This window comes from Streptomyces sp. SYSU D01066-1 (assembly GCF_054956795.1).
The window spans coordinates 37845-60846 of record NZ_JBUDHV010000045.1; the positions used below are offsets into that span (position 1 = coordinate 37845).

Genomic DNA, 23002 nt, shown 5'->3' on the forward strand with positions numbered 1-23002 from the left:
GGCGCGACGCGGGGGCACGACCGGAACGGGGGACCGGTCGCGCCTCCGCGTCTTCCGTTCGGTCAGCCGTTGGGCAGGATCACCGCGCGGCCGTTGACCTTGCCCTGGTGCAGCCGCTCGTAGGCGAGCGGGGCGTCGTCGAGGGAGTACGTCTCGGTGTGCACCGACACCGCTCCCGCGCGGGCCAGCGCCAGCACCTCCACCAGCTCGCCGCGGCTGCCCCAGTAGGGCGCCGACACCGACACCTCGAACGGCGTCAGGCCGAACCCGACCGGGAACGGCTCCCCGCCGATGCCGACCAGCGCGACGTCGGCCTCGACGCCCGCGACGCCGCCGGCGGTCCTGACGGTCGGCGCCGCGCCGACGAAGTCGAAGACCGCCTGGGCGCCGGCCGGCCCGGTGATCTTCCGGACCGCCTCGACGGCCCCGGCGTCGGAGAGTACGGTCTCGTGGGCGCCGACCTCACGGGCCAGGCGCAGCTTGTCCTCGCTGACGTCGAGGGCCACGACCCGGGCGGGACTCAGCGCGCGCAGCAGTTGGACGGCGACGTGCCCGAGACCGCCGGCGCCGATGACCACGGCGGTCGAGCCCGGGCCGAGCTTCGGCAGGGACTTCTTGACGGCGTGGTACGGCGTCAGCCCGGCGTCGGTCAGCGGCACCGCCGCGACCGGGTCGAGACCGTCCAGCGGGACCAGGTGGCGGGAGTCGTCGACGAGCAGGTACTCCGCCATCGACCCGGGGCGGCCGAGCCCCGGCGGGCGGATGCCCAGTTCCTCGGCGCGCAGGCAGTAGTTCTCCTTGCCCTCCGCGCACTTGGCGCACCTGCCGCAGCCCCAGGGGCCGTAGACGGCGACCGCGTCGCCCTCGCTCAGACCGGTGACCCCCTCGCCGAGCGCGGCGACCGTGCCGACGCCCTCGTGACCGAGGGTGAGCGGAAGCTCGTACGGGAAGCCTTCGGCGGGCCAGCTCATCACGGCGATGTCGGAGTGGCACACGCCCGCGGCGGTGACTTCCAACAGCACCTGGCCGGGCCCGGGTTCCGGGTCGGGGACCGTGACCACCTCGGGGGGTGCCCCGATGGTGCGGTACTGCAGAGCCTTCATGGTCGAACTCCTTCGCTCCGTTGTCTCCCCCGTGGACGGGGGGACTCAGACGGCGGTGTGGGCGCCGTCGACCAGGTGGTGGCCGCCCGCGGCACAGGACGCGCGGCCGGACAGCGGTGAGGCGCTCGGCCCGGCGGCCTCTTCGGAGCCGGGCGGCCGGGCGGGCGCGGGACGGCCGGGCCGTCGCGGGCGTCCCGGTCCGCGGCCCCCGGCGGCGGTGTCCCGACGGAGCCGGGGCCGGCCGCGTCGGTCCGAACGCCCTCGGCGGCGCGCTCGGCGGCGGCGGTCCCGGTCGGTCCGGTGACGCCGTGCTCGACGGCGGCGCACACCGGGAGGCCGGCGGAGCCGGCCCCGCCGGGGACGGGGGCGGTGCCGGCGGGGGCGGCGTACGCGGCGCTCATGGTGTTCTCACCCTTCGGTGGCGCCGCCGGGGAACGCGGCCACGATCTGCGAGGCCAGGGCGTCGTAGGCATGGTCCACGAGGGCGGCGAGGTCCGCGGCTCCCGAATTCTGGTCGCCGGTCCGGGCCCAGACGCGCAGCGCGGCCATCAGGACTCCGGCGGCGGCGTCGACGACGGCGGCCGGACGCACGTCACGGCTGCTGTCCGTGCCGAGCCGGTCGGCGACGATGCGGACCGACTCCTCCTGGGCGTCGACCCGGATGCGCTGGTAGGCGCCGAAGAGGGCGGGCTCGCTGTCGACCAGGGCCAGCAGCCGCCGCATCCGCGGGCACAGCTGCCGCGGCGGGTCGTCCGGGTCGGTCAGCCACGCGTGCACCGCCCTGCGGTAGGCCAGCAGCGGGGGCTCGTCGGCCGGGCGGCACCGCAGCAGCACGTTGATCCGGTCGCCGTCGCGGCGGACGAAGTCCAGGGCGGCGTCCTCCTTGCCCGCGAAGTGCCGGCTGAAGGTGCGGCGGGTGACGTCCGCGCGCTCGGCGATGGCCTCCACGGTCGTGGCCGCCGTCCCCTGGCCGAGGATCAGGTCGCGGGCCGCGGCCGACAGCGCGTCCCGGGTCTGCCGCGCCCTGCGCCGGCGCCGGTCGCCGGGGACGCCGGGGAGCTGTGGGGACTCCGCTGCCGTCATGCGGTTCACGATACACCTGAGATGTCCCAGTGGGACATGTGTCCTGCTGGGACATGAGAGGGCTCGGCCGAGGAGGGCGGACGGTCCTTCCCGGCGCCGTGTGCCGCAGCGGGGCGGGGGTACCCGGCCGCTCCGGAAAGGCCCCCAGAGGGCTCCGGCCGGACCGACGTGTGAAGAGGAGGCCCCGCATGACCAGCGGAGCGGAGACCGGCGGTGTGACCGGTACGCAGGACAAGGACTACAACCTCATCTGGTACGTCCAGTCGTGCCTGGACAACGCGCTGCGCCTGGAGACGTACATCCAGGACGCCGAGCGGAACGAGGACACCGAGGTCGCCGAGCTGTTCCGCAAGGCCCAGGCGGACAGCCGCAAGGGCGCCGAACTGGGCAAGGAACTGCTGCGCGCCCGGCTCGCCGAGAGCTGACCGCCTTACGCCCCGCGACCCGGCCACCGTGAGGGACGCGGTGTCCGGGCCCGCCCGTGCGGAGGCGGCCGTCGGAGTGTTCCGCATCCGCCGGCGGTGTGCCGCGCAGCGGTGGTGACCGCACGAGGCCCGTGGTGAGCCGTTCGGCCCCCCGGCCGGTCGCGGGCGTCCCCGGGCCGTGCCAAGGTCACAAGTGACGGTCCCGCGCGGCCGGGTACCCGGCACGTCCACGCGACCGGCCGCCGGCCGCCGCATCCCCTCGCGCGTCGCCCGCGGTGGCACACGAGTCGAAGGAGCCGAAGGAAAATGACCGACGTATCGAGCCAGGGTCCCGTTCCCGGCGACGACCGGAAGGTGCTCACCGACCGGCAGGGACACCCGATCTACGACAACCAGAACCAGCGCACGGTAGGCGCCCGCGGGCCCGCCACGCTGGAGAATTACCACTTCTTGGAGAAGATCAGCCACTTCGACCGGGAGCGCATCCCCGAGCGCGTCGTCCACGCCCGCGGGGTGACCGCGTACGGCTTCTTCGAGGCCTACGGCGCCTGGGGCGACGAGCCGATCGACCGGTACACCCGGGCCAAGCTGTTCCAGGAGCGCGGCAAGCGCACCGACATCGCCCTGCGGTTCTCCACCGTCATCGGAGGACGCGACTCCTCCGAGGCCGCCCGCGACCCGCGCGGCTTCGCGGTGAAGTTCTACACGGAGGACGGCAACTGGGACCTGGTCGGCAACAACCTGGGCGTCTTCTTCATCCGGGACGCGATCAAGTTCCCGGACGTCATCCACGCCCTCAAGCCCGACCCGGTCACCTTCGAGCAGCAGCCCCGGCGCATCTTCGACTTCATGTCGCAGACCCCGGAGTGCATGCACATGCTGGTCAACCTGTTCAGCCCGCGCGGCATCCCGGCCGACTACCGCCACCAGCAGGGCTTCGGCGTCAACACGTACAAGTGGGTCAACCGGGCCGGCGAGACCAAGCTCGTCAAGTACCACTGGATGCCCAAGCAGGGTGTGCGCAGCATGACCGAGGAGGACGCCGCCAACGTGCAGGCGCACTCCACCGGCCACGCCACCAAGGACCTCTACGAGGCGGTGGCGCGCGGCGACTACCCCGAGTGGGAGCTGCTCGTCCAGATGATGGACGACCACGACCACCCGGAGCTGGACTTCGATCCGCTGGACGACACCAAGACCTGGCCCGAGCAGGAGTTCCCGCCGAAACCGGTGGGCCGGATCGTGCTGAACCGGATGCCGGAGAACTTCTTCGCGGAGAACGAGCAGATCTCCTTCGGCACCGGCGTCCTCGTCGACGGCCTGGACTTCTCCGACGACAAGATGCTGGTCGGCCGGACGTTCTCGTACAGCGACACCCAGCGCTACCGGGTCGGCCCCAACTACCTCCAGCTCCCGGTCAACCAGGCCAAGAACGCCACCGTGCGCACCAACCAGCGCGACGGCTTCATGGCGTACCACAACGACGGCGGGGAGAACCCGTCGGTCAACTACGAACCGTCGATCACCGACGGCAGCCTGCGGGAGGCCGAGTACCCCACCCACGACGAGCAGGGGCCGGAGATCCGCGGCCGGGTCACCCGCAAGCGCATCCCGCGCACCAACGACTACCTCCAGGCCGGCCAGCGCTACTGCCTGATGGAGCAGTGGGAGCGCGACGACCTGGTGAAGAACTTCGTCAACCTGCTCTCCCAGTGCGACCGGCCGGTGCAGGAACGCATGGTGTGGCACTTCCTGCTGGTCGAGAACGACCTCGGGCTGCGGGTCGGCGAGGGTCTGGGCATCTCGCCCGAGGACGTGGCGGGCCTGGAGCCGCTGGCCAGCCAGGACCTCACCGACGAGGACCGCAAGCGGCTGTCCAACCTCGGCAAGAACCCGCCGCGTGACGTCGAGGGCCTCACCATGACCCACTGCGTGCCCAACGAACGGCACGTGGTGACCCGGTGAGTCAGCTCCGCAGCGCCGCCCGGGCCACCGCGACGGCCCGCTCGGCGTAGCCCCGGCCGAACAGCACGGCGTGCACCAGCAGCGGGAACAGCTGGTGCACGCCGACGCGTTCCGCCCAGCCCGCGGCGAGCGGCGCCGCCCCGTCGTAGGCGTCGAGCACGGCCTCCAGGTGCGGGCAGCCGAACAGGCGCAGCATCGCCAGGTCGGTCTCCCGGTGGCCGCCGTGCGCCGCCGGGTCGATCAGCCGGACCGCGCCGTCGGCGCCCCACAGCACGTTGCCGTTCCACAGGTCGCCGTGCAGCCGGGCCGGTGGCTCCGGGGGACCGGCCAGCTCGGGCAGCCGCACACAGACCCGTTCGACGTCGGCGGCCTCCGCCGGACGCACGGTGCCGTCGTCGACCGCGCGGCGCAGATACGGCAGCACCCGGTGCTCGGCGTACCAGCCGGGCCAGTCCGCGCCAGGGGTGTTGCGCAGGGGCGCCCGGCCGATGGACGCCCGCTCCGGCCCGCCGGGCGGTGCGGCGCCGAACGCGGCGGCCCCGGCGGCGTGCAGCGCGGCCAGCTCCCGCCCGAACCGCTCGGCGGCCCGCACGTCCGGCGGGCCCTCGGCCACCAGGTCGGTGACCAGCCAGCGCCGGTCCGCGCCGCGCACCGCGGGCACCCGGACCGCCCCGGCGGCGGCCAGCCAGCGCAGCCCGGCAGCCTCCGCCCGGACCGCCTCCTCGTCGTCGCACCGCTTGACCATCACCGTCCGCCCGTCGTCGAGGGCGACCTCGGCGAGCCCGGCTGACCGCCGGCGCTCGCCCGTCACCGCCCGTCCGGTGAGCCGGGCCGCCGCGGCCCCGGGGCCCTCCGCGTCCGTCGTGTCCATGGCGGCCACCCTAGTCCCGGGCAGGGGCCGACCCGGTGAATACCGCCGCCCACGCCGATCGAACGGCCCGGGAGCGGGGGACCGGTGGGATCATGACCAGTTCAGCGTTCCCCCGCACGATCATCCTGCCGCCCCCCGTCTGCGAGCAGGCCGCACAGCACCTCGAACACGCGGTGCGGCGGGCCATCGACGGTGCCGCCGCACCGTGGCGGGTCTTCCGCGGCGCCGACGACCGGGACTTCGAGATCCCCGTCCCGGTGGTCGAGCAGGCGGCGGGCTGCCTGCTGGTGCTGGCCGCCGAGAGCGCCCAGAACCTGCGCCCCTCGGCCCTGCGTGCCCTGATCACCGTCGCCCTCCACCTGCGGGACGCCGCCGAGGCCGTCCGCCGCCCCACCCTCCCGAGCACCCCGTGGTGACCTGGTGGACGGACCCCGTGGGCGGCCTGACTCAGCCGCCCGTGACGCGCAGCGACGCCCACAGCGCCACCGTGGCCGCCACCAGCGTGGACGGTACGGTGATCAGGCCGAGCCGGGTGAAGCGGCCGAGGTCCGCGGCGATGCCGTGCTGGTGCAGGACGCGCCGCCACAGCAGGGTGGCGAGCGAGCCGACGTAGGTCAGGTTGGGGCCCAGGTTCACGCCGATCAGCACCGCCAGGACGGGCCCGGGGCCGGCCGGCGCGGCGAGCGGCAGCAGGGCCAGCACGGCCGGCAGGTTGTTGACCAGGTTGGCCAGGACGGCGGCCACCGCCGCCAATCCGAGCAGGGCCGGCAGCGAGTCCCCCGCGGGCAGCACCCGGGCCGGCTCGTCGGCCGGACCGCCCGCCACCACGGCCCGCACCACGACGCCGAGGGCCAGTACGAAGAGGCAGAACAGCGGGGACGCGGCACCGGCCAGTTCCCGGACGGTGGCCCGGCGCCGCAGCAGCGCTCGGCCGCCGAGCAGGACGACACCGCCCAGCGCCGCCCACGCCGGTTCCAGCCCGAACGGAGAGGTGACGGCGAACCCGGCCAGCGTCAGGGCCAGTACGACGAGCGTGAAACGGGGAACGGCCGGCTCCGCCGTCTCCTGCGTCCCCGGCCCCCCTCGTTCTTGGGCCTCTTGAGTCTCTTGGGCCTCCTGCCTCCCGCGTGGAGCGGCTTCCGGTGAGGCGGGCGCGGTGAGGTCGGCGCGGAAGAAGCGGCGGAAGACCACGTACTCGACGGCGACCGAGACCAGCCACGGCAGCGCCATCAGCACGGCGAACCGGGTGAAGGTCAGCCCGCTCGCGGTGAACGCCAGCAGGTTCGTCAGGTTGGAGACCGGCAGCAGCAGCGACGCGGAGTTGGCCAGGTGCGCGGTGGCGTACAGATGCGGACGCGCCGGGGCGCCCGTCCGGGCGGCGGTGGCCAGGACCACGGGGGTGAGCAGTACGACCGTGGCGTCCAGACTGAGCACGGCGGTGACCGCGCAGGCCAGCACGAACACCCCGGTCAGCAGCCGCCGCGGATCGCTCCCGTAGCGGCGGGCCACCAGCGCGCCGGCCGCTTCGAACAGCCCGTCCCGGGCGCACAGGTGCGCCAGCACCAGGATCAGCGCGAGGAAGCCGACGACCGGCAGCAGGCCGCGGACCTGCGCCCAGGCGGCGTCCGGCGGGACCGCGCCGAGTGCCACGGCCAGGGCGGCGGCGGGTACGGCGGCCGTGGCCTCCGGCAGGCCCCGGGGACGTACGACGGCGAAGACCAGCACGCCCAGCAGCAGGGCGACCGGGACGGCCTCGGAGAGGACGGCGGTACTCAGCGGTTCTCCTCCGGCTTCGTGCTCAGCGGACCGGGAGACGGCGGTCGGCGGTCGGCGGTCGAGCGCCAAGGATCGCACTCCGGTCCCCGACGGACACCGCGCCGCCGGGGTCCGCGGCCCGGATGTGGCCGAAGCCACGGCGTCGGCGAGATCCGGGCCACGGACCCGTCCGGACGCCGCGGGCTACGGTGGCCGCTGCCCCACCCCATCGAAGAACCGTTCGGACGGCTCGGCAGTGCACGCAGAACTCTCCCCGGTCATCGCGGCCACCACCCGGTGGCTGACACGCTCCTACCCCGCGTACGGCGGCGCGTTCTCCGCCGCGCTCTGTGAGGCGCAGGCCCGCCAGGCCGTGACGGTCGCGGCCCTGCTGCGCCACCCGACGCCGATGGACGCCGCGCTGGTCGGTGTCGCGGGGCCCGGCGGCTCCGCCCGGCTGGACCGGATATCGGGCGCGGACGACGCCGTGACCGGTGCGCCAGGCGAGCACGCCTGGCGCAGCTGGGTCGACGAGGCCGTGGCGAGCTGGGCGGCCTGTCTGCTGGGCGACGCGGAACTGGCGGACCGGGCGGTCGCCGCGCTCGCTGATGAGGGTGTGGTGGGGGAGGACGGGGCGGTGGCCGTACCCGCTGATGAGGGTGTGGTGGGGGAGGACCGGGCGGTGGCCGTGCTCGCTGATGAGGGTGTGGTGGGGGAGGACGGGGCGGTGGCCGTGCTCGCTGATGAGGGTGTGGTGGGGGAGGACGGGGCGGTGGCCGTACCCGCCGACGGCCGTGCCGTGTCGGCGGACCCGGCCACGACGGCCCTGTCCGCCGGGTACCGGCGGCTGCTCGCGCCCGACGCCGCGGACCGCCGGGCCGCCGCCCTGCTGCGCCACCCCGATCTGCTCGCCCCCGTCGCCGGCCTCCACCGCGCCCAGCTCCTGGCCCGCCTGGCCCCGGGCTCGGCGCGGGCCGCCTGAGCGCCGTCCGCGGGCCGGGGAGTCCGCGCCGGCCGCCGCTCGGGCGGGCGGGCCCTGCGCGCACGAGCCGCGGCCGGCCGCCGGGGCGGCACGCCGGCGGACCGGAGCGTCGGCTCCCTCGCTTCGTACGGTCACCGGGAGGAGGCGCCGTCGACGTGGCCGTCGGCACCGGTGGTGCGGTCAGGCCGCCGGGGTCAGGACGGGCCGGGCCGGGGCGTCGGCGCCCTCGGCCCGTACGGGCACCGTGACCGGCACGCGGCGCCGGGACAGCAGATGCCCCGCGCCGATCGTGGCGGCGATGAGCAGACCGCCGGTCACCAGGGCGCCCCGCGCGCCGGCCAGCTCCATCAGCAGACCGAGCGCCGGCGGACCGCCGAGTCTCCACACCGTGCCGACGCTGCTCCACACGCCCAGCACCCGGCCCCGCATGCGGGCGGGCGGATCGGTCTGCAGGACCGCCGTGGCGGCCGTGTCGGAGACGGACTCCACCACCGCCATCGGCAGGACCATGACCAGCAGGACGGCCATCGACGGCGACACGCCCGCCACGGCCTGGAACAGCCCGCCGGCCGCCGCCAGCGCGCCCACCAGACGCACCGACGGCCGCCGCAGCCGGGCGCCCAGCACCGCGCCGACGATGCCGCCGGCCGCGAGGACGGTGGAGACCGTGCCGAACGACCCGGCGCCACCCGCGAGCGGCCCGGTGACGAGCACGGCCAGGGTCAGCTGGTAGTTGCGGCCGAAGACCGCGCTGACCCCGTAGACCCCGGCCAGCACCAGCAGCCGGGGGCGCCGCGCGAAGAAGGCCAGGCCCTCGCGCACCTCCGCCCCGGCCGCCGCGGGACGCCGGGACGGCTTCCCGCCCGCCGCGGACCGCTCGGCCGCCGCGCGCACCGGACGCAGGAAGGGGATGACAAAGGCCACGAACAGGAACGACAACCCGTTGGCCGCGTAGGCCGAGGCCGTGCCCAGGAAGGCGACGGCCGCCCCGGCCAGCGCGGTGCCGGTGAGCCGGCCCGCCTGGTGGACCAGGGCGCCCACCCCGATCGCGGAGGGCAGGTCCTCCGCCGGGACCAGGTCGTTGCCCAGCAGGGAGCAGGCCGGACCGTCGACGGTGGCGATGACACCGGTCACTGCGGCCAGCACCATCAGGGACGTCATGTCGAGGCGGTCCAGGGCCACCAGGACGGCCGTGGTGAAGGCGACGGCACCGAGCAGGGCCTGGCTGACGGCGGCCGTCAGCCGGCGCGGCCAGCGGTCGACGGCGGCCCCGCCGAGGACGCTGATGAGCAGGGCGGGCGCGGCCTGGACGGACATCGACAGACCGGTCGCGGCGGCGGACCCGGTGATCTGGAGCACCATCAGGTTCTGCACCGTCAGCTGCATCCACGTACCGGCGTTCGACACGAAGTTCGCGACCGACCACCAGCGCATGCCGCGGTGGCGCAGGGACCGCCACGGCGAGCGGGACGGGGACGGGGACGGGGACGGCACGGGGGCCGGGAAGGGCGCGGGGGCCTGCGGGGCCGGGGCGGGGGAGGAAGGCACGTTGCGTCACTCGGGAAGGCCGGGAGGGGGCCCGGAGGGGGAGGGGGACCGGAGCGAGGAAACCGGCTGCGCTGCACGGTCGCTCCACAAGGCCGCGGTACGGCGCCGACCATGGTGGCAGAGGGGGACGGCGAGCCGACGACGGAACGTGTCCGCCGCGCGGCCGGGACACGCCCAACACGTCGCCCCCGAGGGCTGCTTGGCACGGCGAGTGCGGTTGCTCACAGGCGTCCGCGCGGACTGCCGCGCCGTGACCCCGGACACAGCGGCCGGTCCCCGTCCCGCACGTCAGGGGGTCAGGGGGCACGACAGGCGTCGGAGCATGAAGACGACGCGGCGGGGGACTCGGGGCGAGGCCGTCAGCGCCGGGCGGAGGAAGGTCTCCCCATGATGCCGATGGCGGCGTTCGCCGTGCGGACCGGGGCCAGGGCCCCCTGGGACCGGGCCCTGGTGACGGGGGGCGCGGGGTTCCTCGGCTCACACCTGTGCACCCGGCTGCTGGATTCGGGTGTCGAAGTCGACTGTCTGGACGACCTCTCGACCGGCCGGGCCGAGAAGGTGGCCCACCTGGCGGGACGCCCCGGCTTCCGCTTCATGGCACGGAACGTCGCGGACCCCGGCCTCCCGGACGCCCTCGCCGGGTCCTACGACCTGGTGCTCCACCTGGCCGGTCCGGGCCGCCCGGCCGCCCGGCCGCCTGGCCGGACCGGCCGCTGGACCTGCTCGACACCGCGAGCACGGGCACCCGCGCCGCCCGGGACGGCGCCCGGTTCCTGCTCGCCTCCACGCCGCCGCGCACGGGCCCCGGCCCGGCCGACCCCTTCTCCCCGCACGGGGCGTACGCCGAGGCGGTCCGGTTCTCCGAGGCGCTGGTCGCGGTGCGGGCGGGCGACCCCGCCTCTAACGCCGGGATCGTACGGCTGTTCGCCACTTGCGGGCCCCGGATGCGGACGGACGACGGCGGGGTACCGGGCGTCCTCCTGGAACAGGCCCTGGCGGACCGGCCGGTCACCGTCGCCGGGGACGGTACCCGCAGGCACTGCCTGTGCTATGTCGACGACCTGGTCGACGGGGTGCTGCTGGTCGCGGCCGGCCGTTCGGTACGGCCCGTGGACCTCGGCGGCGACGAGGCACCGACGGAACGTGAGACCGCCCGCGAGATCATCGAACTGATCGGCACCGACGCACCGCTGACCTGCACCGGCCGACCGCCGGACGGCCCTTTGCCGCCCCGGCCGGTCACCGGCTCCGCCCGGGAGATCTTCGGCTGGATGCCGGGTGTGACCTGGCGGGAGGGGCTCGCGCGCACCGTCGCGGCCCGTACCGGACGGCCCGAACCGGTGCCGGCCGCCGCGGTGCGCGGCGACGGCGGGGGTGGTGGGGACGAAGGCGCTCGTCACCCGCCCCGGCGGCTTCGGCGAGGTCCTGCTGGCCGGCCCGGCGTCCGGGCGCTGGCCACCCGGGCGGGCACGGTCACGATGCTGTGCGAGGCCCGCGGGGCGTCCGCCGCCCGGCTGCTGCCGCACGTCGACGACGTATTGGTGTGGGACCCGCCCGCACCCGCCGACGCTGAGGCAGGTCGGACAAGCCGTTGGGCAGGTTGAGGCCGGTCGGACAAGCCGTCGGACATGTTGAGGCAGGTCGACAGACAGGCCGAGGGGCCCGCCGTGTCCGCATACGGCGGGCCCCTCGGCCACTCGTCCGTGCAACTCGTCGGAGCCGGCCGGCCCGACCGGATTCAGCCCGGCTCGACCGGACTCAGCTCGGCTCGACCGGCCTCAGCCGGACTTCCCGCGCCCCGTCAGCGCGTCCCGCATCCGGTCGACCATTCCGGCGCCCGGATCCATCAGCTTGTTCAGTGGCGGAGTGTCCGGGGCGGCCGGGTGCGGGCGCGTCGGCGCGGTCTTCTTCGCCTTGCGCACCTGATCGCCGAGCTCGTCCAGCGCCTGGGGCGGACACGCCTCGCGCAGCCGGGGGAAGAGGTTCGCCTCCTCGTCGGCCACGTGCGCCCGGATCTCGCTCATCAGCCTGCCCATCAGCCGGTCGAACTCGGGGTCGTCCGCCTCACAGGACTCCAGGTCCTTCATGAGCTGCTCGGCCTCGGCGTGGTCCTCCAGCTCCTTGTCGGCGAGGGCGGCGCCGTTCGCCACGTGCTCCCGGACGGCCGGGTACAGGTGCATCTCCTCGGCCACCGAGTGCCGTACCAGCTCCATGGTGACCTGATCGGCGTACACCTTGCGGTCCTTGTGACCGGGCGGCAGGGCCTCGATCTTCCCGAAGAGCTCCTCGACCTCCCGGTGATCGGTTGTCAGTTCGTCGACGACGTTTCCACCGTGTCCCATGTCCACACCTCCAGCCGGGTTCGTGGGGCCGGATCCGGCCGCCACGGACGCCGGGTCCCCGCCTCCCGGACGAAGTAACTCCGTGCCCGTCGAGAGCCCGGCCGGACTTACGCTCATCCGTCAGGCACCACGTCATCAGTTTTGCGTGTTGACACGACATAAGTTGGGGATATCGTCGACGCAACCGCGACCCGTAACTTTCCGGAGCCGTCCGTGGAACGTGCCGTTCACATCACCCGCTCCCCCCAGCCGGAAGCCGCCGAGCCGAAGGGGACCGGCGCGTGACGTCACTCCTCGACCGGGCCGGCCGGCCCGCGCGCGCCGGCCTGTCGGTCCCGGCGCTGCGGCGCGGGGCCGCGCGGGTCCTCGCCGGCAACTGGACCGGCTCCTCCACCGTCCCCTCCCGCAGCCTCTACCCGCACCAGTGGAGCTGGGACTCGGCCTTCGTCGCCATCGGGCTGCGCCACCTCTCGGCCCGCCGCGCCCAGCGCGAACTGGAGTCCCTGTTCGCCGCGCAGTGGGCGGACGGCCGCGTCCCGCACATCGTGTTCCACCCCTCCGTGCCCGAGGACGCCTATTTCCCCAGCCCGGACTTCTGGCGCTCCTCCCGCGCCGGCCGCGCGGCGGGCGCCCCCGCGGCCCCGGAGACCTCGGGCATCGTCCAGCCCCCGGTGCACGCCCTGGCCGTCTGGCTGGTCCACCGGGCCGACCCGGGCCTGTCCCGCCGCCACCGCTTCCTCGACCGGGCCTATCCGCGGCTCACCGCCTGGCACGACTACCTGCTCACCCGCCGCGACCTCGGCGGCGGGGGACTCGCGGCGGTCGTCCACCCCTGGGAGCCCGGCACCGACAACAGTCCCTGCTGGGACGGTGCCCTCGCCCGCGTCGACCCCGCCCCGCCGGACACCTTCCGGCGCGCGGACCTCGACCACGGACACCCCCAAGACCGGCCCACCGACCTCGACTACGGCCGCTACGTCCGCCTCGCGGCCGACTACCGGGAGGCCGGCTACGACGACCGCGCCGCCCGGCCCGCCTTCGCCGTCGAGGACCCCTGCTTCAACGCGCTGCTCGCCGTCGGTGAGCACGCCCTCGCGGCCACCGCCCGCGCCCTCGGCCGCGACGACGCCCCGCACACCGCCCGCGCCGACGCCCTCACCCGGCACCTGGTCGACCGGCTCTGGGACGCCGGGGCGGGCTGCTTCCGCGTCCGCGACCTGCGCACCGACACCCTGGTCGACGAACGCGCGGTCACCGGCCTGGTCCCGCTCCTCGTCCCGCGCCTGCCGCCCGGCGTGGTGCACGCCCTGCGCGGCACCCTCGCCGGGCCGGGCTTCGCCGCCCCCGCCACCCGGCTGGTCCCCAGCTACGACCTCACCGGCCCGGCCTTCGACCCCCAGCGCTACTGGCGCGGCCCCGCCTGGTTCAACACGGCCTGGCTGATCCACCGGGGACTGCGCACCCAGGGCCTGGACGCCGACGCCGAGCGCCTGAGGCAGGGCTTCCTCACCGAGGCCGGCCGGTCCCGCTTCGCCGAGTACGTCGACCCCGTCACCGGCGAGGCCCGCGGCGCCCGGGACTTCTCCTGGACCGCCGCGCTCACCCTCGACCTGCTGGACAGCTCCTGAACCCCGGGGGCCTGCCGGGCAGCGGTCAGTGCCGCCCGAGCTTCTCCAGCACGCCGCCCGCCGAGGCGGCCGGGCCCGCCGTCGCCTTGACCGAGCGGCGCACCAGACGGGCGTCGCGCCGCAGGTCCCGGGCCGCGTGCCGGCCGCGCCACAGCAGCGAAGGGGCGCTGCCCGTGTCGTCGGCCGCGATCAGCAGACCGCCCAGCATCGCGAGGTTCTTGAAGAAGTGGACGCGCTGCTGGGCGCGGGCGGAGGGGTCCTCCTCCTCCCAGAAGCGGTGGCCCGCCAGGGTCGTGGGCACCAGCGTCGCGGCGAGGGCCAGCGCCGCCAGCCGGGGACAGCGGCCGAGGCCGAGCAGGACGCCGCCCGCCACCTGGACCGCCCCGTTGATCCGCACCAGTCGCTCGGTGCCGTCCGGCAGCGCGTCCACGCGGTCCGCCACGGGACGCACGACGGGTTCGGCCGCCGGGGCCACGTCCTGGGGGCTGCGGAGGGAGTGCAGACCGCCGGTGACGAACATGGAGGCCAGCATCGGCCGGCCGGCCAGGCGCAGAAGGCTCATCGGTGTGCTCCAGACGTGTCGGATCCTGTGACCGGTGCGGGTTCCCCGCCCGCTCCCCGCCAATCGGCGCCCGGCGCTCGCTCTCCGCCGGTCGGCGGCCGGCGCTCGCTCTCCGCCGGTCGGCGGCCGGCGCTCGCTCTCCGCCGGTCGGCGCCCGGTGCCCGCTCTCCGCCGGTCGGCGCCCGGTGCCCGCTCTCCGCCGGTCGGCGCCCGGTGCCCGCTCTCCGCCGGTCGGCGCCCGGTGCCCGCTCCCCGCCGGTCGGCGCCCGGCGACAGCGCAGACCAAGAACCCGGCGCACGGTTCACGAGCCGCGTACGGACGACAGCCCGCGCACGGTTCATCAGCCGCGCGCACGGACCGAGAACCCGGTGCACGGATCTTGACCCGGCCCGGACGGGCCACTTAGCGTTCCGGCACCGATAGGCGATTGAAACGATTCATCCGCCTTTTCGCCGAGTCGAGGGACGCACTCATGCACGAAAGCAACTCGCCGCGCCCGGCCATGCCGCGCCGCCGCATCCTCGCCGTCGGCCTCGGAACGGGCGTCGCGGCGGCCATGGGGATCTCCGCCGGGGCGCCCGCCGCGTCCGCCCGGCCCGTCGCCCTCGCCGCGGACGCGCAGGCCGCGTCCGCCGGACAGGCGCCGGGCGCGGCCTGGTTCGCCGAGCCGCCGCGGTCGGTGCGTCCCAAGTTCCGCTGGTGGTGGCCGGACGGGCTGGTGGACCCCGACGAGATCGCCCGGGAGATCGACCAGATCGCCGACGCGGGCTTCGGCGGCGTCGAGATCGCCGCCGTCCACCACAGCGTCACGGACAAGTCGGTCCTGGACACCGCCCACCACGGGTGGGGGAGCAGACCCTGGCGGGACGGTGTGGAGGCGGCCCTGCGCCGGGCCGTGCGGCGCGGCCTCACCGTCGACCTCACCCTCGGCCCGAGCTGGCCCACCGCCGTCCCCGGCGTCACCCCCGACGACGAGGCCGCCGTACACGAACTCGCCCACGGCCGCGCCTCGGTACCCGCCGGCACCACCTACGCGGGCCCCGTACCGGCGCCCGTGCACGAGCCGTCCTCCGGCGTCACGAAGCAGACCCTCCTCGCCGTCCAGGCCGCCCGGGTGAACACGGCCAACTCCACCCGCAAGGAGACCGGCCTCGACCTCGCCTCCGTCCGGGACCTCACCGCCACCGTCACCGACTCCGCCCTGACCTGGACGGCACCCGACGACGGCGAGTACGTGCTGATCTCCTACTGGCGGCGCGGCTCGGGACAGCAGCCCGAGTCGGGGCCGCACTCCTCGCCCGCCGCCCACGTCGTCGACCACTTCAGCCCGGCCGGCACGGCCGCCGTCACCGACTACTGGGAACGGAACCTGCTGACCCCGTCGATCCGCAAGCTGCTGAAGGCGGCGGGCGGCGCGTTCTTCGAGGACTCCGTCGAGCTGGAGACCGAGGGCCTGGTCTGGACGCCGAAGCTGCCCGAGGCGTTCGAGAAGGACCACGGCCGCCCCCTGCTGCCGTACCTGCCCGCGCTGGTCCTGGACGACAGTGACCAGGTCTTCGCCTTCGGGGCCCAGGAGACCCGGCAGATCCGGCACGACTTCTGGGAGACCGTCTCCGGCCTGTTCAACCGCCACCACGTCACCGCCCTGCGCGACTGGGCGCACTCCCTCGGCATGGAACTGCGCGCCCAGCCCTACGGCCTGCAGACCGACGCCATCGCCACCGCCACGATCCTCGACATCGCCGAGGGCGAGTCCCTCGGCTTCAAGAACCTCGACGACTACCGCTGCCTGGCCGGCGGACGCGACATGGCGGGCCACACCGTCCTGTCCTGCGAGGCGGGCGCCTACAACGGGTCCGCGTACAGCACCACGTGGGACCGGTTCCTGCGCACCATGGGCGGCGCCTACGCGGCCGGCGTCAACCAGACCGTCGTGCACGGCTTCTCCTACGCCACCGTCCCCGGCGCCGCCTGGCCCGGCTTCGCCGCCTTCAGCCCCTACGGCGGGGCGCCCGGCTACGGCGAGTCCTGGGGCCCGCGCCAGCCCACCTGGGACCACCTGCCCGACATCGCCGGCTATCTGGGCCGGGTGCACCGCGTCCTCCAGGCCGGTGTGACCCGTGCCGACGTGGCCGTCTTCCGGCAGACCGGCTACACCGCCACCGGCATCGGCGCCTCCTGGTTCACCTCCACCGGCGTCCCGCTCGGCTGGAGCCACCAGTTCCTCAGCGGACCCCTCCTGGACCTGCCCGCCGCCACCGTCGAGGGCGGCCGGCTCGCCCCCGACGGCCCCGCCTACAAGGCCCTCTTCGTCGAGGGCGACTTCTTCTACTCCTCCACCCCCACCCTCGCCCTCACCGACGCCCGCAAACTGCTCGCCCTCGCCGAGAAGGGGCTCCCGGTCGTGCTGCTCGGCGCCTTCGACCAGGCGCTGACCCCGGGCGTCCCGGCGGACGGCGAGACGGAGCAGCTGCGCGAGGTCCTCGCCCGGCTGCTCGCCCTGTCCCACGTCGCCCTCGTCACCGACAAGACGGCCGTCGGGGACGCCCTCACCGGCCTCGGCGTCACCCCCGACGTCCGGTACGCCGTCTCCTCCACGCTCCTGCACGCCCACCGGGCCACCGACGACGCCGACTTCTACTACCTCGTCAACGGCAAGCACGCCGAGACCGTGAAACCGGCGGTGGCCGCCATCGACCACGACGTGACCCTGCGCCGCACCGGGCACGGGAGTGCCGTGCCGTACCTGCTCGACCCGTGGACCGGCGAGGCGGTGCGGCTCGCCCGGTACACCGAGGACGGCGACGCGTTCACCGTCCGCGTCACGCTCCAGCCCGGCGAGACCATGATCGTCGCCCTGGGCCGTCCCGGCCTGTTCGGCGACCGCCACGGCGACCGCCCGCACGTCCTGGCCACCGACGCCGACGAGGCGCTGTTCACCGGCGAGGGGCTGGCCGTGCGCACGACCACGGCGGGCACCTTCACCACCCGGCTGTCGCGGGGCCGCCCGGTCACCACGACGGTCCGGGAGGTGCCCGAGCCCCTCACCCCCGGGCCCTGGCACCTGGAGGTGCAGGACCGGCTCCCCGGCTCCTTTGCGACCCGCACCGACATCGTGCGCCGCACGGTGGAACTCGACACGCTGCTGCCCTGGTCGCAGATCCCCGGGCTGGCCGACTCCGCGGGCGTGGGCCGCTACCGCACCACGGTCACCCTGCCCGCCGGCTGGGACGCCTCGCACGGCGCCCGCCTGGAACTCGGGCAGGTCAGCGACACCTTCCGGGTCACCGTCAACGGCACCCGGACGCCTCCGGTGGACCGTCTCCACCCCGTCGCCGACATCGGGCCGTACCTGCGGCGCGGCCGCAACGTCATCGAGGTCGAGGTCGCCACGCCGCTGATCAACCGTCTGAGGGCGGCCCGGCCGGACGTGTTCGGCACCACCGCCCGGCAGGACCACGGTCTGCTGGGACCGGTCCGCCTGGTGCCGTACGTCCAGAAGACCGTGGGCTGACGGTCCCTCGGACCGCGGGCCGGTGTGAGGAGCCGCGGCGACGGCGTCTTGACCGTGGTGCCGGTCCAGCGCGGTCGCCCCGGCGTTCGCGGACGGCTGCCGGGGACCGCCTCCGGCGGCCCGTCCTCCCTCGCCGCCTGCGCGGCCTGTCCGGGCGTCTTCCGGGACAGGGAGTCCCGGCCGCCTCCTCGATGCGGGCTGCGGACGCGTCACAGATGTCCGCGGCCCGCTTCGGCGTGCGGCCGGCGGCCCGGGCGGACAGCTCCTCGCCGCCGGCCGTGCGCGCGGCGACGAGCCGTGGTCCACCCGGTCGTGCCGGACCGTCCCGTACGGCGGCGTGTCCGACGGCGCCACCTCGGTGCCGCCGCGCGCCGCGCGGCGCGCGGCACACGACCGTGAGCCGGGCGAGCCGGGCGGGCCGGGAACCGACGCGCACCAGCCGCGGCGGATCGACGCCCTGGGACGGCCCCGGACCCACATCCACCGCACGGGCCGGTCCCCGTCGTGGTGCGGCCGAACAGCGCGGTCACGGAGCGGGCACCCGCGCGCACAGCTGGAGCGAACCCCCTTGTGGGAGCGCTCCCAGCGGGGCAGGATGCAGCCGTGACCCTGCCTGCCACCGCCACCGTGCGCCCCTACCGTCCCGAGGACGCCGCGGCCCTGGACGACATCTGCGTCCGCACCGGACACAACGGCCAGGACAGCCGCCCCCACTACGCCGACCCCGGCGTCCTGCCCGCGACCTTCGCCGCCCCCTACGCCCACCTGGAGCCCGACCTGGTCTTCGTGCTGGACGACGGGCGGGGCCGCGCCGTCGGCTACATTCTCGGCACGGCCGACACCGCGCGCTTCGCCGCCGACTTCCGCACCCGGTGGCTGCCCCGGGTGGCCGGACGCTACCCGGAACCCGCGGGCCCGCCCGGCTCCCCCGACGAGGTCATCGCCGGCCTCCTGCACCGTCCCGAGCGGATGATCGTGCCCGAACTGGCCGGCCACCCCGCCCACTTGCACATCGACCTGCTGCCCGAGTGGCAGGGCCGCGGCCACGGACGCGCCCTGATGCACACCTTCCTGCGCGCCCTGCGGCAGCGCGGTGTGCCCTTCGTCCACCTGGTGATGGCGACGGCCAACACCCCCGCCCGGGCCTTCTACGACCGGCTGGGCTTCCGCGAGATCGAGGTGGCGTCGTTCGGACCGGACACCACCGCGCTCGGGCGCACGACCGAGGAGGACGCGGACGTACGACCGGGCCGGTGATCAGGCCAGGGTCAGCTGGTAGACGCTGAAGGCCCGCTTGATCACCGGCTGCGCGACGTTGCGCACCCGCACCCCGCCCGCCGTCATCCCGTGCTCCGTACCCATGTGCGCGTGCCCGTGCACCGCGAGGTCGGCGCCGACCGTGTCGATGGCCTCGGCCAGCAGGTAGCTGCCGAGGAACGGGTGGATCTCCGGCGGCTCGCCCGCGAGCGTGTCGGCGACGGGGGAGAAGTGGGTCAGGGCGATCCGCGCCGCGCACCCTTGGCCGTCCAGGTCCTTCAGCGCGGCGCACAGCGCGTCGGCGCTGCGCCGGGTGGTGCGGACGAACTCCTTCATCACCGGCTCGCCGAACTCCCCTGCGCTGCGCCCGACGAACCCGCCGCCGAACCCCTTCGTCCCCGCGACGCCGACCCGGGTCCCGGCGCACTCGACGACCGCCGCCTCGCCCTCCAGGACCGTCACCCCGGCCTCCCGGAGGATCTCGGTCACCTTCTCGGGCTGCTCGTCGTGGTGGTCGTGGTTGCCGAGCACGGCCACCACCGGCACCGGCAGGTCCCGCACCTCCCGGGCCACCACCCGGGTCTCCTCCGGGGTGCCGTGCCGGGTCAGGTCCCCGGCGAGCAGCAGCAGGTCGGCGCAGTCGGGCAGGGTGTCGAAGGCGGGGCGCAGCAGGCCCTGGCTGTCCAGGCCCATGTGGATGTCCCCGACGGCGGCGACACGGATCATCACAGCTCCTCGGCACGGTCGGGGCCGGCGGTCTCGGCCACCACGATGTCGCTGTGCACGGTCAGCCCGGCCAGCTCCTCGTCGACGACCCGCAGCAGGGTCCGACGGCACTGGGCGGAGGGCACGGTACCGGTGACGACGACCGCCCCGGCCCGGAGCTCGGCCCGTACGCCGAGTTCGCCCAGCTCCTCGGCGGCCAGCCGGTCGTGGAGGTGGGCGACGCGGTACTCGACGTTCTCCGCGCTCGCGGAGCCGCCCCGGGGCGCGGCGGAACCGTTCATCGGTGCTCCTCCTTCGTGGGGTGCGAGGGGCCGGCGGCGGTCGCGGGCCGCGCGGGGATGATCTCCAGCCGTTCCAGGACGAAGAAGAAGGCGGCGGGCATCGGGGCGGCCCCGCAGTCCCGGCGCAGCCGCTCCCAGTCGATCTTCTCCCGCAGGGTGCGGGCGATCGGCAGGACGGCCCCGAAGTCGCAGTGGTGTTCGGAGAAGGCCGCCAGCAGGCCGTGCAGCAGGTCCGTCGGGGACAGCACCGGCATGAGCACCGAGTCGACCGGCAACTCCTCGGCCCGGCCCAGCAGTTCGGTGGTGACGGGCTCGTGCGCCAGCGCGTGGATCAGGTCGACCTGCTGGCCGAGGCAGTCGGCCTTCAGCAGCCAGTCCTCGGGCGGTGCGAACACCGACAGGCCGGCCTCCCGCAGCGCCTGGGCGACGGCCCCGGCGTCCTCGGGGCGGATGCAGAAGTCCACGTCGTGCTGGAGGTTCTGGACGCCACCGTGCGCGTAGACGGCGACGCTGCCCGCCAGGGCGAACGGCAGCCCGGTCTTCTTCAGCAGCGCCCCGACCTGTTTGGCGGCCTGGAGGATCGCCTGGTTGCGGTCGACGGGGAGGTCCTCCTCCCGCGCCCCGCCGCGGTACGGGACGGGCACCGGCTCTCCCGCCACACGGAGTTCCGGCACGCCGGCGCGCTGGTCGAGAGCGTGATCGTCGGCGGGCTGCGTCATCGTCGTCCTCCCTCTGCGGACCGGGCCGTCCCCACGCCGCCCAAGGCGGTCCCCCGGGCGGCGGGCTGTCCTTCGGGTACCCGGCGGTGCGCCGTCGACACGGGACGGTAGGAGCGCGGCGTCCGGGGCACCCGGGCGGTATGGACGGCGACGAGCGGCACACGGTGGAACGGCTGGTGGCGGCCTGGCTGGCGGAGACCGCCCGGCACGATCCCGCGGCGGCCCGCGAGGCCCGCGCCGACTGGGAACACGGCCGGCTGTCCGACCGGGCCGCCCAGGACCTGGCCACCTGGGTCACCGCCCGGGTCACCGACACCGGTTTCAACGCGGACGAGGGACCTTACGTCGCCGGTCCCGAACGCATCACGCCGTCGGACAAGGACACGGTGCACGACTGGCTGCGGGCCCGCGGACACTCCGTCTGACCGGGGCACGCGGACACCCCGTCCGACCGGGGTCCGCGGCCCCCCGCCCGGCCGGGGCACGCGGCGCGCGACGAGCCGGCGGACGCCGCCCGGACCTCAGCGGCCTCGCGTCGTCCGGGCCGGCCCGCCTGGGTCCGGGACCGAGCGGGCCCGGCGCCAGGCGCCTCGCACCGGCGCGAGGAACCCGTACAGCCGCCCGCCGCCCCGTTCCGCCGTCGGCACCTCGCCCTCACTCGTCGTGCGGGCGGGCACGCCGTACCGGATGGGGCACGCGCTCGGCGCGGTGCCGGACCGGCCCGCGCCGGGCGCGACCGGACGCATCGACCGCGCCGGACCGGGCACGCGGGGGATGGCAGGACCATCCCGAGCCGAGGAGCGGTGCCGCGATGACCGAGTACGAGCGTTCCCGCACCATGCCCGCCGACGCCGGGCACGTCTTCGACCAGGCCGCGGACGCCGGGCGACTGGATGCCTGGCTCCCGCGCGAACTGCACGTCCACGTCGAGGACCCGCCCGCCGTCACCGTGCACGAGGACCGCACCGACCAGGACACCTCCGCCCTGCTGCGGGCCCGGCCCGAGCAGCTGCGGCTCGAATGGGGGACCCGCGACCAGGGCGCCTACGCCGGCTGGCTCCAGGTCGCCGGCATCGACGGCGCCGCCAGCGAGGTGACCATCCACCTGTCCTTCTTCGACGACAGCCACGACCCGGGGAACCGGGCGGTGACCGACGCCCTCGACACCAGCCTGCGGCGACTGGAGGAACAGGTACGGCGGCACACCGGCTGAGCCACGCGCGCCGCACGGACGCGGGGCAGCCTTCCAGGGCGTGCCGGGTCATACGGGGCACAACCGGCCGATCCGCCCGGGGGAACCATGGGCGTCCGTACCCGTGCTGCCCGCCTCGGCGGCCGTGGCCGCGCTCGCCGTGGCGGCCGTCCCGGCCGCCGCCCCGTCCGCGCCGCCGGGCTCCGGCACACCCGGATTCCTGGAGCCGGCCGACCTGCCGCCGCACCCCTCCTCCGGCTGGTCCGCCGGCCCCGTCACCGCCGGGCAGCCGGACCCGCTGCCGATGTGCGTGGGTGACGCCCCGCCCTCCATCTCCGTGCACCGCTGCTACTGGACCGAGTACGACACCGGCGCGCTCCAGGTCACGGTCGCGGAGCGGGACGCCGGACGGGCGGCCGGGTTCGCCGCCCTGCTCCGCGACAGGCCGGCGGACTGCGCGCGCGCCCTGGAGGAACAGGACCCCGACATCACCACCGCCCAGCGGTACTACGGCCGGCTGGCCGTCGAGGAGGGCGCGGACGTCTACGGCGTCCACACCGTCACCGCCTGGGGCGCGTCCGACGTCGCCCTGTTCTCGGTGGGCCGGGACGACAGGACCGTGACCGTCGTCCGATGGAGCCGGATGGGCACCCTCGCCGACGCCCCGGTCGACGCCTTCCGCGCGACCACCGTCACGGCCGTCGGCGAGCTGTCCTGACGGAGGCTCCCGGGGGGCGGGCCGCCGAGGCGGGCAGGCCGCGGCAAGGCGGTCCTCACCGACGCGCGGGTGCCCGGTGCCTGACGCCGTCCGTCAGGGCCGGTCGCTCTCGTGACCCGACGCGTCCAGCACGTCGCGCTGTCCCGAGATCTCCTTCTCGTCCAGCTTGGCCATCGCCGGGTGGTGCAGGCCGAAGGCAGGCGACTCCGAGCGGATCTTCGGCAGCGCGTGGAAGTTGTGCCGGGGTGGTGGGCAGGAGGTGGCCCACTCCAGGGAGCGTCCGTAGCCCCAGGGGTCGTCGACCTGGACTTTCTCGCCCCGCTGGGCGGT

21 protein-coding genes and 2 pseudogenes are annotated in these 23002 nt (G+C 75.3%); 12 read left to right on the forward strand and 11 right to left on the reverse strand.

The annotated features are described in order from the left end of the window. Positions 1–62: 62 nt before the first annotated feature. Together ACY1JF_RS28750 and ACY1JF_RS28755 are read right to left on the reverse strand one after the other, a co-directional pair. Positions 63–1103, reverse strand: coding sequence for an NAD(P)-dependent alcohol dehydrogenase (locus tag ACY1JF_RS28750; protein ID WP_462708184.1), 1041 nt, complete (start codon positions 1101–1103; stop codon positions 63–65). Positions 1104–1511: 408 nt separating this feature from the next. Beyond that, positions 1512–2186, reverse strand: a complete 675-nt coding sequence (locus tag ACY1JF_RS28755) for a TetR/AcrR family transcriptional regulator (RefSeq protein WP_462708185.1) — start codon at positions 2184–2186, stop codon at positions 1512–1514. Positions 2187–2374: 188 nt separating this feature from the next. Here ACY1JF_RS28755 and ACY1JF_RS28760 point away from each other — a divergent pair, with 188 nt between their 5' ends. Next, complete coding sequence (locus ACY1JF_RS28760; RefSeq protein WP_462708186.1) at positions 2375–2611, forward strand: hypothetical protein; 237 nt, start codon at positions 2375–2377, stop codon at positions 2609–2611. A 306-nt stretch (positions 2612–2917) separates the two neighbouring features. Next, the gene (locus ACY1JF_RS28765; protein WP_462708187.1) at positions 2918–4576 is read left to right on the forward strand and encodes a catalase; all 1659 of its coding nucleotides are present in this window, start codon (positions 2918–2920) and stop codon (positions 4574–4576) included. A 1-nt stretch (position 4577) separates the two neighbouring features. Here the strand turns inward: ACY1JF_RS28765 and ACY1JF_RS28770 are convergent, their stop codons facing one another. Beyond that, positions 4578–5447 carry a fructosamine kinase family protein gene (locus tag ACY1JF_RS28770; protein WP_462708188.1) on the reverse strand — a complete coding sequence of 290 codons (870 nt, stop codon included), beginning with the start codon at positions 5445–5447 and terminating at the stop codon, positions 4578–4580. Positions 5448–5539: 92 nt separating this feature from the next. On the opposite strand from ACY1JF_RS28770, the gene ACY1JF_RS28775 reads away from it, so the two are divergent. Beyond that, entirely contained in the window at positions 5540–5863 is a 324-nt protein-coding gene (locus ACY1JF_RS28775) for a hypothetical protein (protein ID WP_462708189.1), read from the forward strand. Positions 5864–5894: 31 nt separating this feature from the next. Here the strand turns inward: ACY1JF_RS28775 and ACY1JF_RS28780 are convergent, their stop codons facing one another. Continuing rightward, complete coding sequence (locus tag ACY1JF_RS28780) at positions 5895–7223, reverse strand: SLC13 family permease (RefSeq protein ID WP_462708204.1); 1329 nt, start codon at positions 7221–7223, stop codon at positions 5895–5897. Between the two features lie 235 nt (positions 7224–7458). Here ACY1JF_RS28780 and ACY1JF_RS28785 point away from each other — a divergent pair, with 235 nt between their 5' ends. Further along, positions 7459–8184: a hypothetical protein gene (locus tag ACY1JF_RS28785; protein WP_462708190.1), complete on the forward strand. Its 726-nt coding sequence runs from the start codon at positions 7459–7461 to the stop codon at positions 8182–8184. Between the two features lie 180 nt (positions 8185–8364). Here ACY1JF_RS28785 and ACY1JF_RS28790 read toward each other — a convergent pair whose 3' ends face one another. Further along, a complete protein-coding gene (locus ACY1JF_RS28790; protein ID WP_462708191.1) occupies positions 8365–9732 on the reverse strand; it encodes an MFS transporter in 1368 nt (455 codons plus the stop codon). A 396-nt stretch (positions 9733–10128) separates the two neighbouring features. Here ACY1JF_RS28790 and ACY1JF_RS28795 point away from each other — a divergent pair. Continuing rightward, positions 10129–10359: pseudogene (locus ACY1JF_RS28795) on the forward strand (NAD-dependent epimerase/dehydratase family protein); the annotation flags it as partial. 146 nt (positions 10360–10505) lie between these two features. After that, a complete protein-coding gene (locus ACY1JF_RS28800; protein ID WP_462708205.1) occupies positions 10506–11336 on the forward strand; it encodes an NAD-dependent epimerase/dehydratase family protein in 831 nt (276 codons plus the stop codon). Positions 11337–11510: 174 nt separating this feature from the next. Here the strand turns inward: ACY1JF_RS28800 and ACY1JF_RS28805 are convergent, their stop codons facing one another. After that, a complete protein-coding gene (locus tag ACY1JF_RS28805) occupies positions 11511–12074 on the reverse strand; it encodes a hemerythrin domain-containing protein (RefSeq protein WP_462708192.1) in 564 nt (187 codons plus the stop codon). 281 nt (positions 12075–12355) lie between these two features. Between ACY1JF_RS28805 and ACY1JF_RS28810 the strand changes: the two genes are divergently transcribed. Then, entirely contained in the window at positions 12356–13702 is a 1347-nt protein-coding gene (locus ACY1JF_RS28810) for an MGH1-like glycoside hydrolase domain-containing protein (RefSeq protein WP_462708193.1), read from the forward strand. Between the two features lie 25 nt (positions 13703–13727). On the opposite strand, the gene ACY1JF_RS28815 is transcribed toward ACY1JF_RS28810, so the two are convergent. Continuing rightward, positions 13728–14264 (reverse strand): DoxX family protein, encoded by a 537-nt coding sequence (locus ACY1JF_RS28815; protein WP_462708194.1) that lies wholly within the window; start codon positions 14262–14264, stop codon positions 13728–13730. Positions 14265–14737: 473 nt separating this feature from the next. Between ACY1JF_RS28815 and ACY1JF_RS28820 the strand changes: the two genes are divergently transcribed. Then, the gene (locus ACY1JF_RS28820; protein WP_462708195.1) at positions 14738–17779 is read left to right on the forward strand and encodes a glycosyl hydrolase; all 3042 of its coding nucleotides are present in this window, start codon (positions 14738–14740) and stop codon (positions 17777–17779) included. A gap of 609 nt (positions 17780–18388) precedes the next feature. Further along, on the forward strand, positions 18389–19036 hold the full coding sequence (locus tag ACY1JF_RS28825; RefSeq protein WP_462708206.1) for a GNAT family N-acetyltransferase: 648 nt from the start codon (positions 18389–18391) through the stop codon (positions 19034–19036). Here the strand turns inward: ACY1JF_RS28825 and ACY1JF_RS28830 are convergent, their stop codons facing one another. The 3 genes from ACY1JF_RS28830 to ACY1JF_RS28840 are packed head-to-tail and all read right to left on the reverse strand — an operon-like array spanning position 19037 to position 20762. Then, the gene (locus tag ACY1JF_RS28830) at positions 19037–19762 is read right to left on the reverse strand and encodes a metallophosphoesterase family protein (RefSeq protein ID WP_462708196.1); all 726 of its coding nucleotides are present in this window, start codon (positions 19760–19762) and stop codon (positions 19037–19039) included. It abuts the gene before it with no gap. Further along, positions 19762–20043: a hypothetical protein gene (locus ACY1JF_RS28835; RefSeq protein ID WP_462708197.1), complete on the reverse strand. Its 282-nt coding sequence runs from the start codon at positions 20041–20043 to the stop codon at positions 19762–19764. The genes ACY1JF_RS28830 and ACY1JF_RS28835 overlap by 1 nt, the downstream gene beginning before the upstream one ends. Beyond that, complete coding sequence (locus ACY1JF_RS28840) at positions 20040–20762, reverse strand: nucleotidyltransferase family protein (protein WP_462708198.1); 723 nt, start codon at positions 20760–20762, stop codon at positions 20040–20042. Before ACY1JF_RS28840 ends, ACY1JF_RS28835 begins: the two co-directional genes overlap by 4 nt. A 140-nt stretch (positions 20763–20902) precedes the next feature. On the opposite strand from ACY1JF_RS28840, the gene ACY1JF_RS28845 reads away from it, so the two are divergent. From ACY1JF_RS28845 to ACY1JF_RS28855, 3 genes are all read left to right on the forward strand, one after another. Beyond that, entirely contained in the window at positions 20903–21187 is a 285-nt protein-coding gene (locus ACY1JF_RS28845; protein ID WP_462708199.1) for a hypothetical protein, read from the forward strand. Positions 21188–21573: 386 nt separating this feature from the next. Further along, positions 21574–21975, forward strand: coding sequence for an SRPBCC family protein (locus ACY1JF_RS28850; protein ID WP_462708200.1), 402 nt, complete (start codon positions 21574–21576; stop codon positions 21973–21975). Positions 21976–22078: 103 nt separating this feature from the next. Next, positions 22079–22672: a hypothetical protein gene (locus ACY1JF_RS28855; protein WP_462708201.1), complete on the forward strand. Its 594-nt coding sequence runs from the start codon at positions 22079–22081 to the stop codon at positions 22670–22672. A gap of 93 nt (positions 22673–22765) precedes the next feature. Here the strand turns inward: ACY1JF_RS28855 and ACY1JF_RS28860 are convergent. After that, a pseudogene (locus tag ACY1JF_RS28860) lies at positions 22766–23002 on the reverse strand (aa3-type cytochrome oxidase subunit I); the annotation flags it as partial.

Bases quoted from the DNA above. Each gene is read 5' to 3' on its own strand.
- ACY1JF_RS28750 (WP_462708184.1), bottom strand. From the start codon at position 1,103: ATGAAGGCTCTGCAGTACCGCACCATCGGGGCACCCCCCGAGGTGGTC.
- ACY1JF_RS28755 (WP_462708185.1), bottom strand. From the start codon at position 2,186: ATGACGGCAGCGGAGTCCCCACAGCTCCCCGGCGTCCCCGGCGACCGG.
- ACY1JF_RS28760 (WP_462708186.1), top strand. From the start codon at position 2,375: ATGACCAGCGGAGCGGAGACCGGCGGTGTGACCGGTACGCAGGACAAG.
- ACY1JF_RS28765 (WP_462708187.1), top strand. From the start codon at position 2,918: ATGACCGACGTATCGAGCCAGGGTCCCGTTCCCGGCGACGACCGGAAG.
- ACY1JF_RS28770 (WP_462708188.1), bottom strand. From the start codon at position 5,447: ATGGACACGACGGACGCGGAGGGCCCCGGGGCCGCGGCGGCCCGGCTC.
- ACY1JF_RS28775 (WP_462708189.1), top strand. From the start codon at position 5,540: ATGACCAGTTCAGCGTTCCCCCGCACGATCATCCTGCCGCCCCCCGTC.
- ACY1JF_RS28805 (WP_462708192.1), bottom strand. From the start codon at position 12,074: ATGGGACACGGTGGAAACGTCGTCGACGAACTGACAACCGATCACCGG.
- ACY1JF_RS28815 (WP_462708194.1), bottom strand. From the start codon at position 14,264: ATGAGCCTTCTGCGCCTGGCCGGCCGGCCGATGCTGGCCTCCATGTTC.
- ACY1JF_RS28820 (WP_462708195.1), top strand. From the start codon at position 14,738: ATGCACGAAAGCAACTCGCCGCGCCCGGCCATGCCGCGCCGCCGCATC.
- ACY1JF_RS28830 (WP_462708196.1), bottom strand. From the start codon at position 19,762: ATGATCCGTGTCGCCGCCGTCGGGGACATCCACATGGGCCTGGACAGC.
- ACY1JF_RS28835 (WP_462708197.1), bottom strand. From the start codon at position 20,043: ATGAACGGTTCCGCCGCGCCCCGGGGCGGCTCCGCGAGCGCGGAGAAC.
- ACY1JF_RS28840 (WP_462708198.1), bottom strand. From the start codon at position 20,762: ATGACGCAGCCCGCCGACGATCACGCTCTCGACCAGCGCGCCGGCGTG.
- ACY1JF_RS28845 (WP_462708199.1), top strand. From the start codon at position 20,903: ATGGACGGCGACGAGCGGCACACGGTGGAACGGCTGGTGGCGGCCTGG.
- ACY1JF_RS28850 (WP_462708200.1), top strand. From the start codon at position 21,574: ATGACCGAGTACGAGCGTTCCCGCACCATGCCCGCCGACGCCGGGCAC.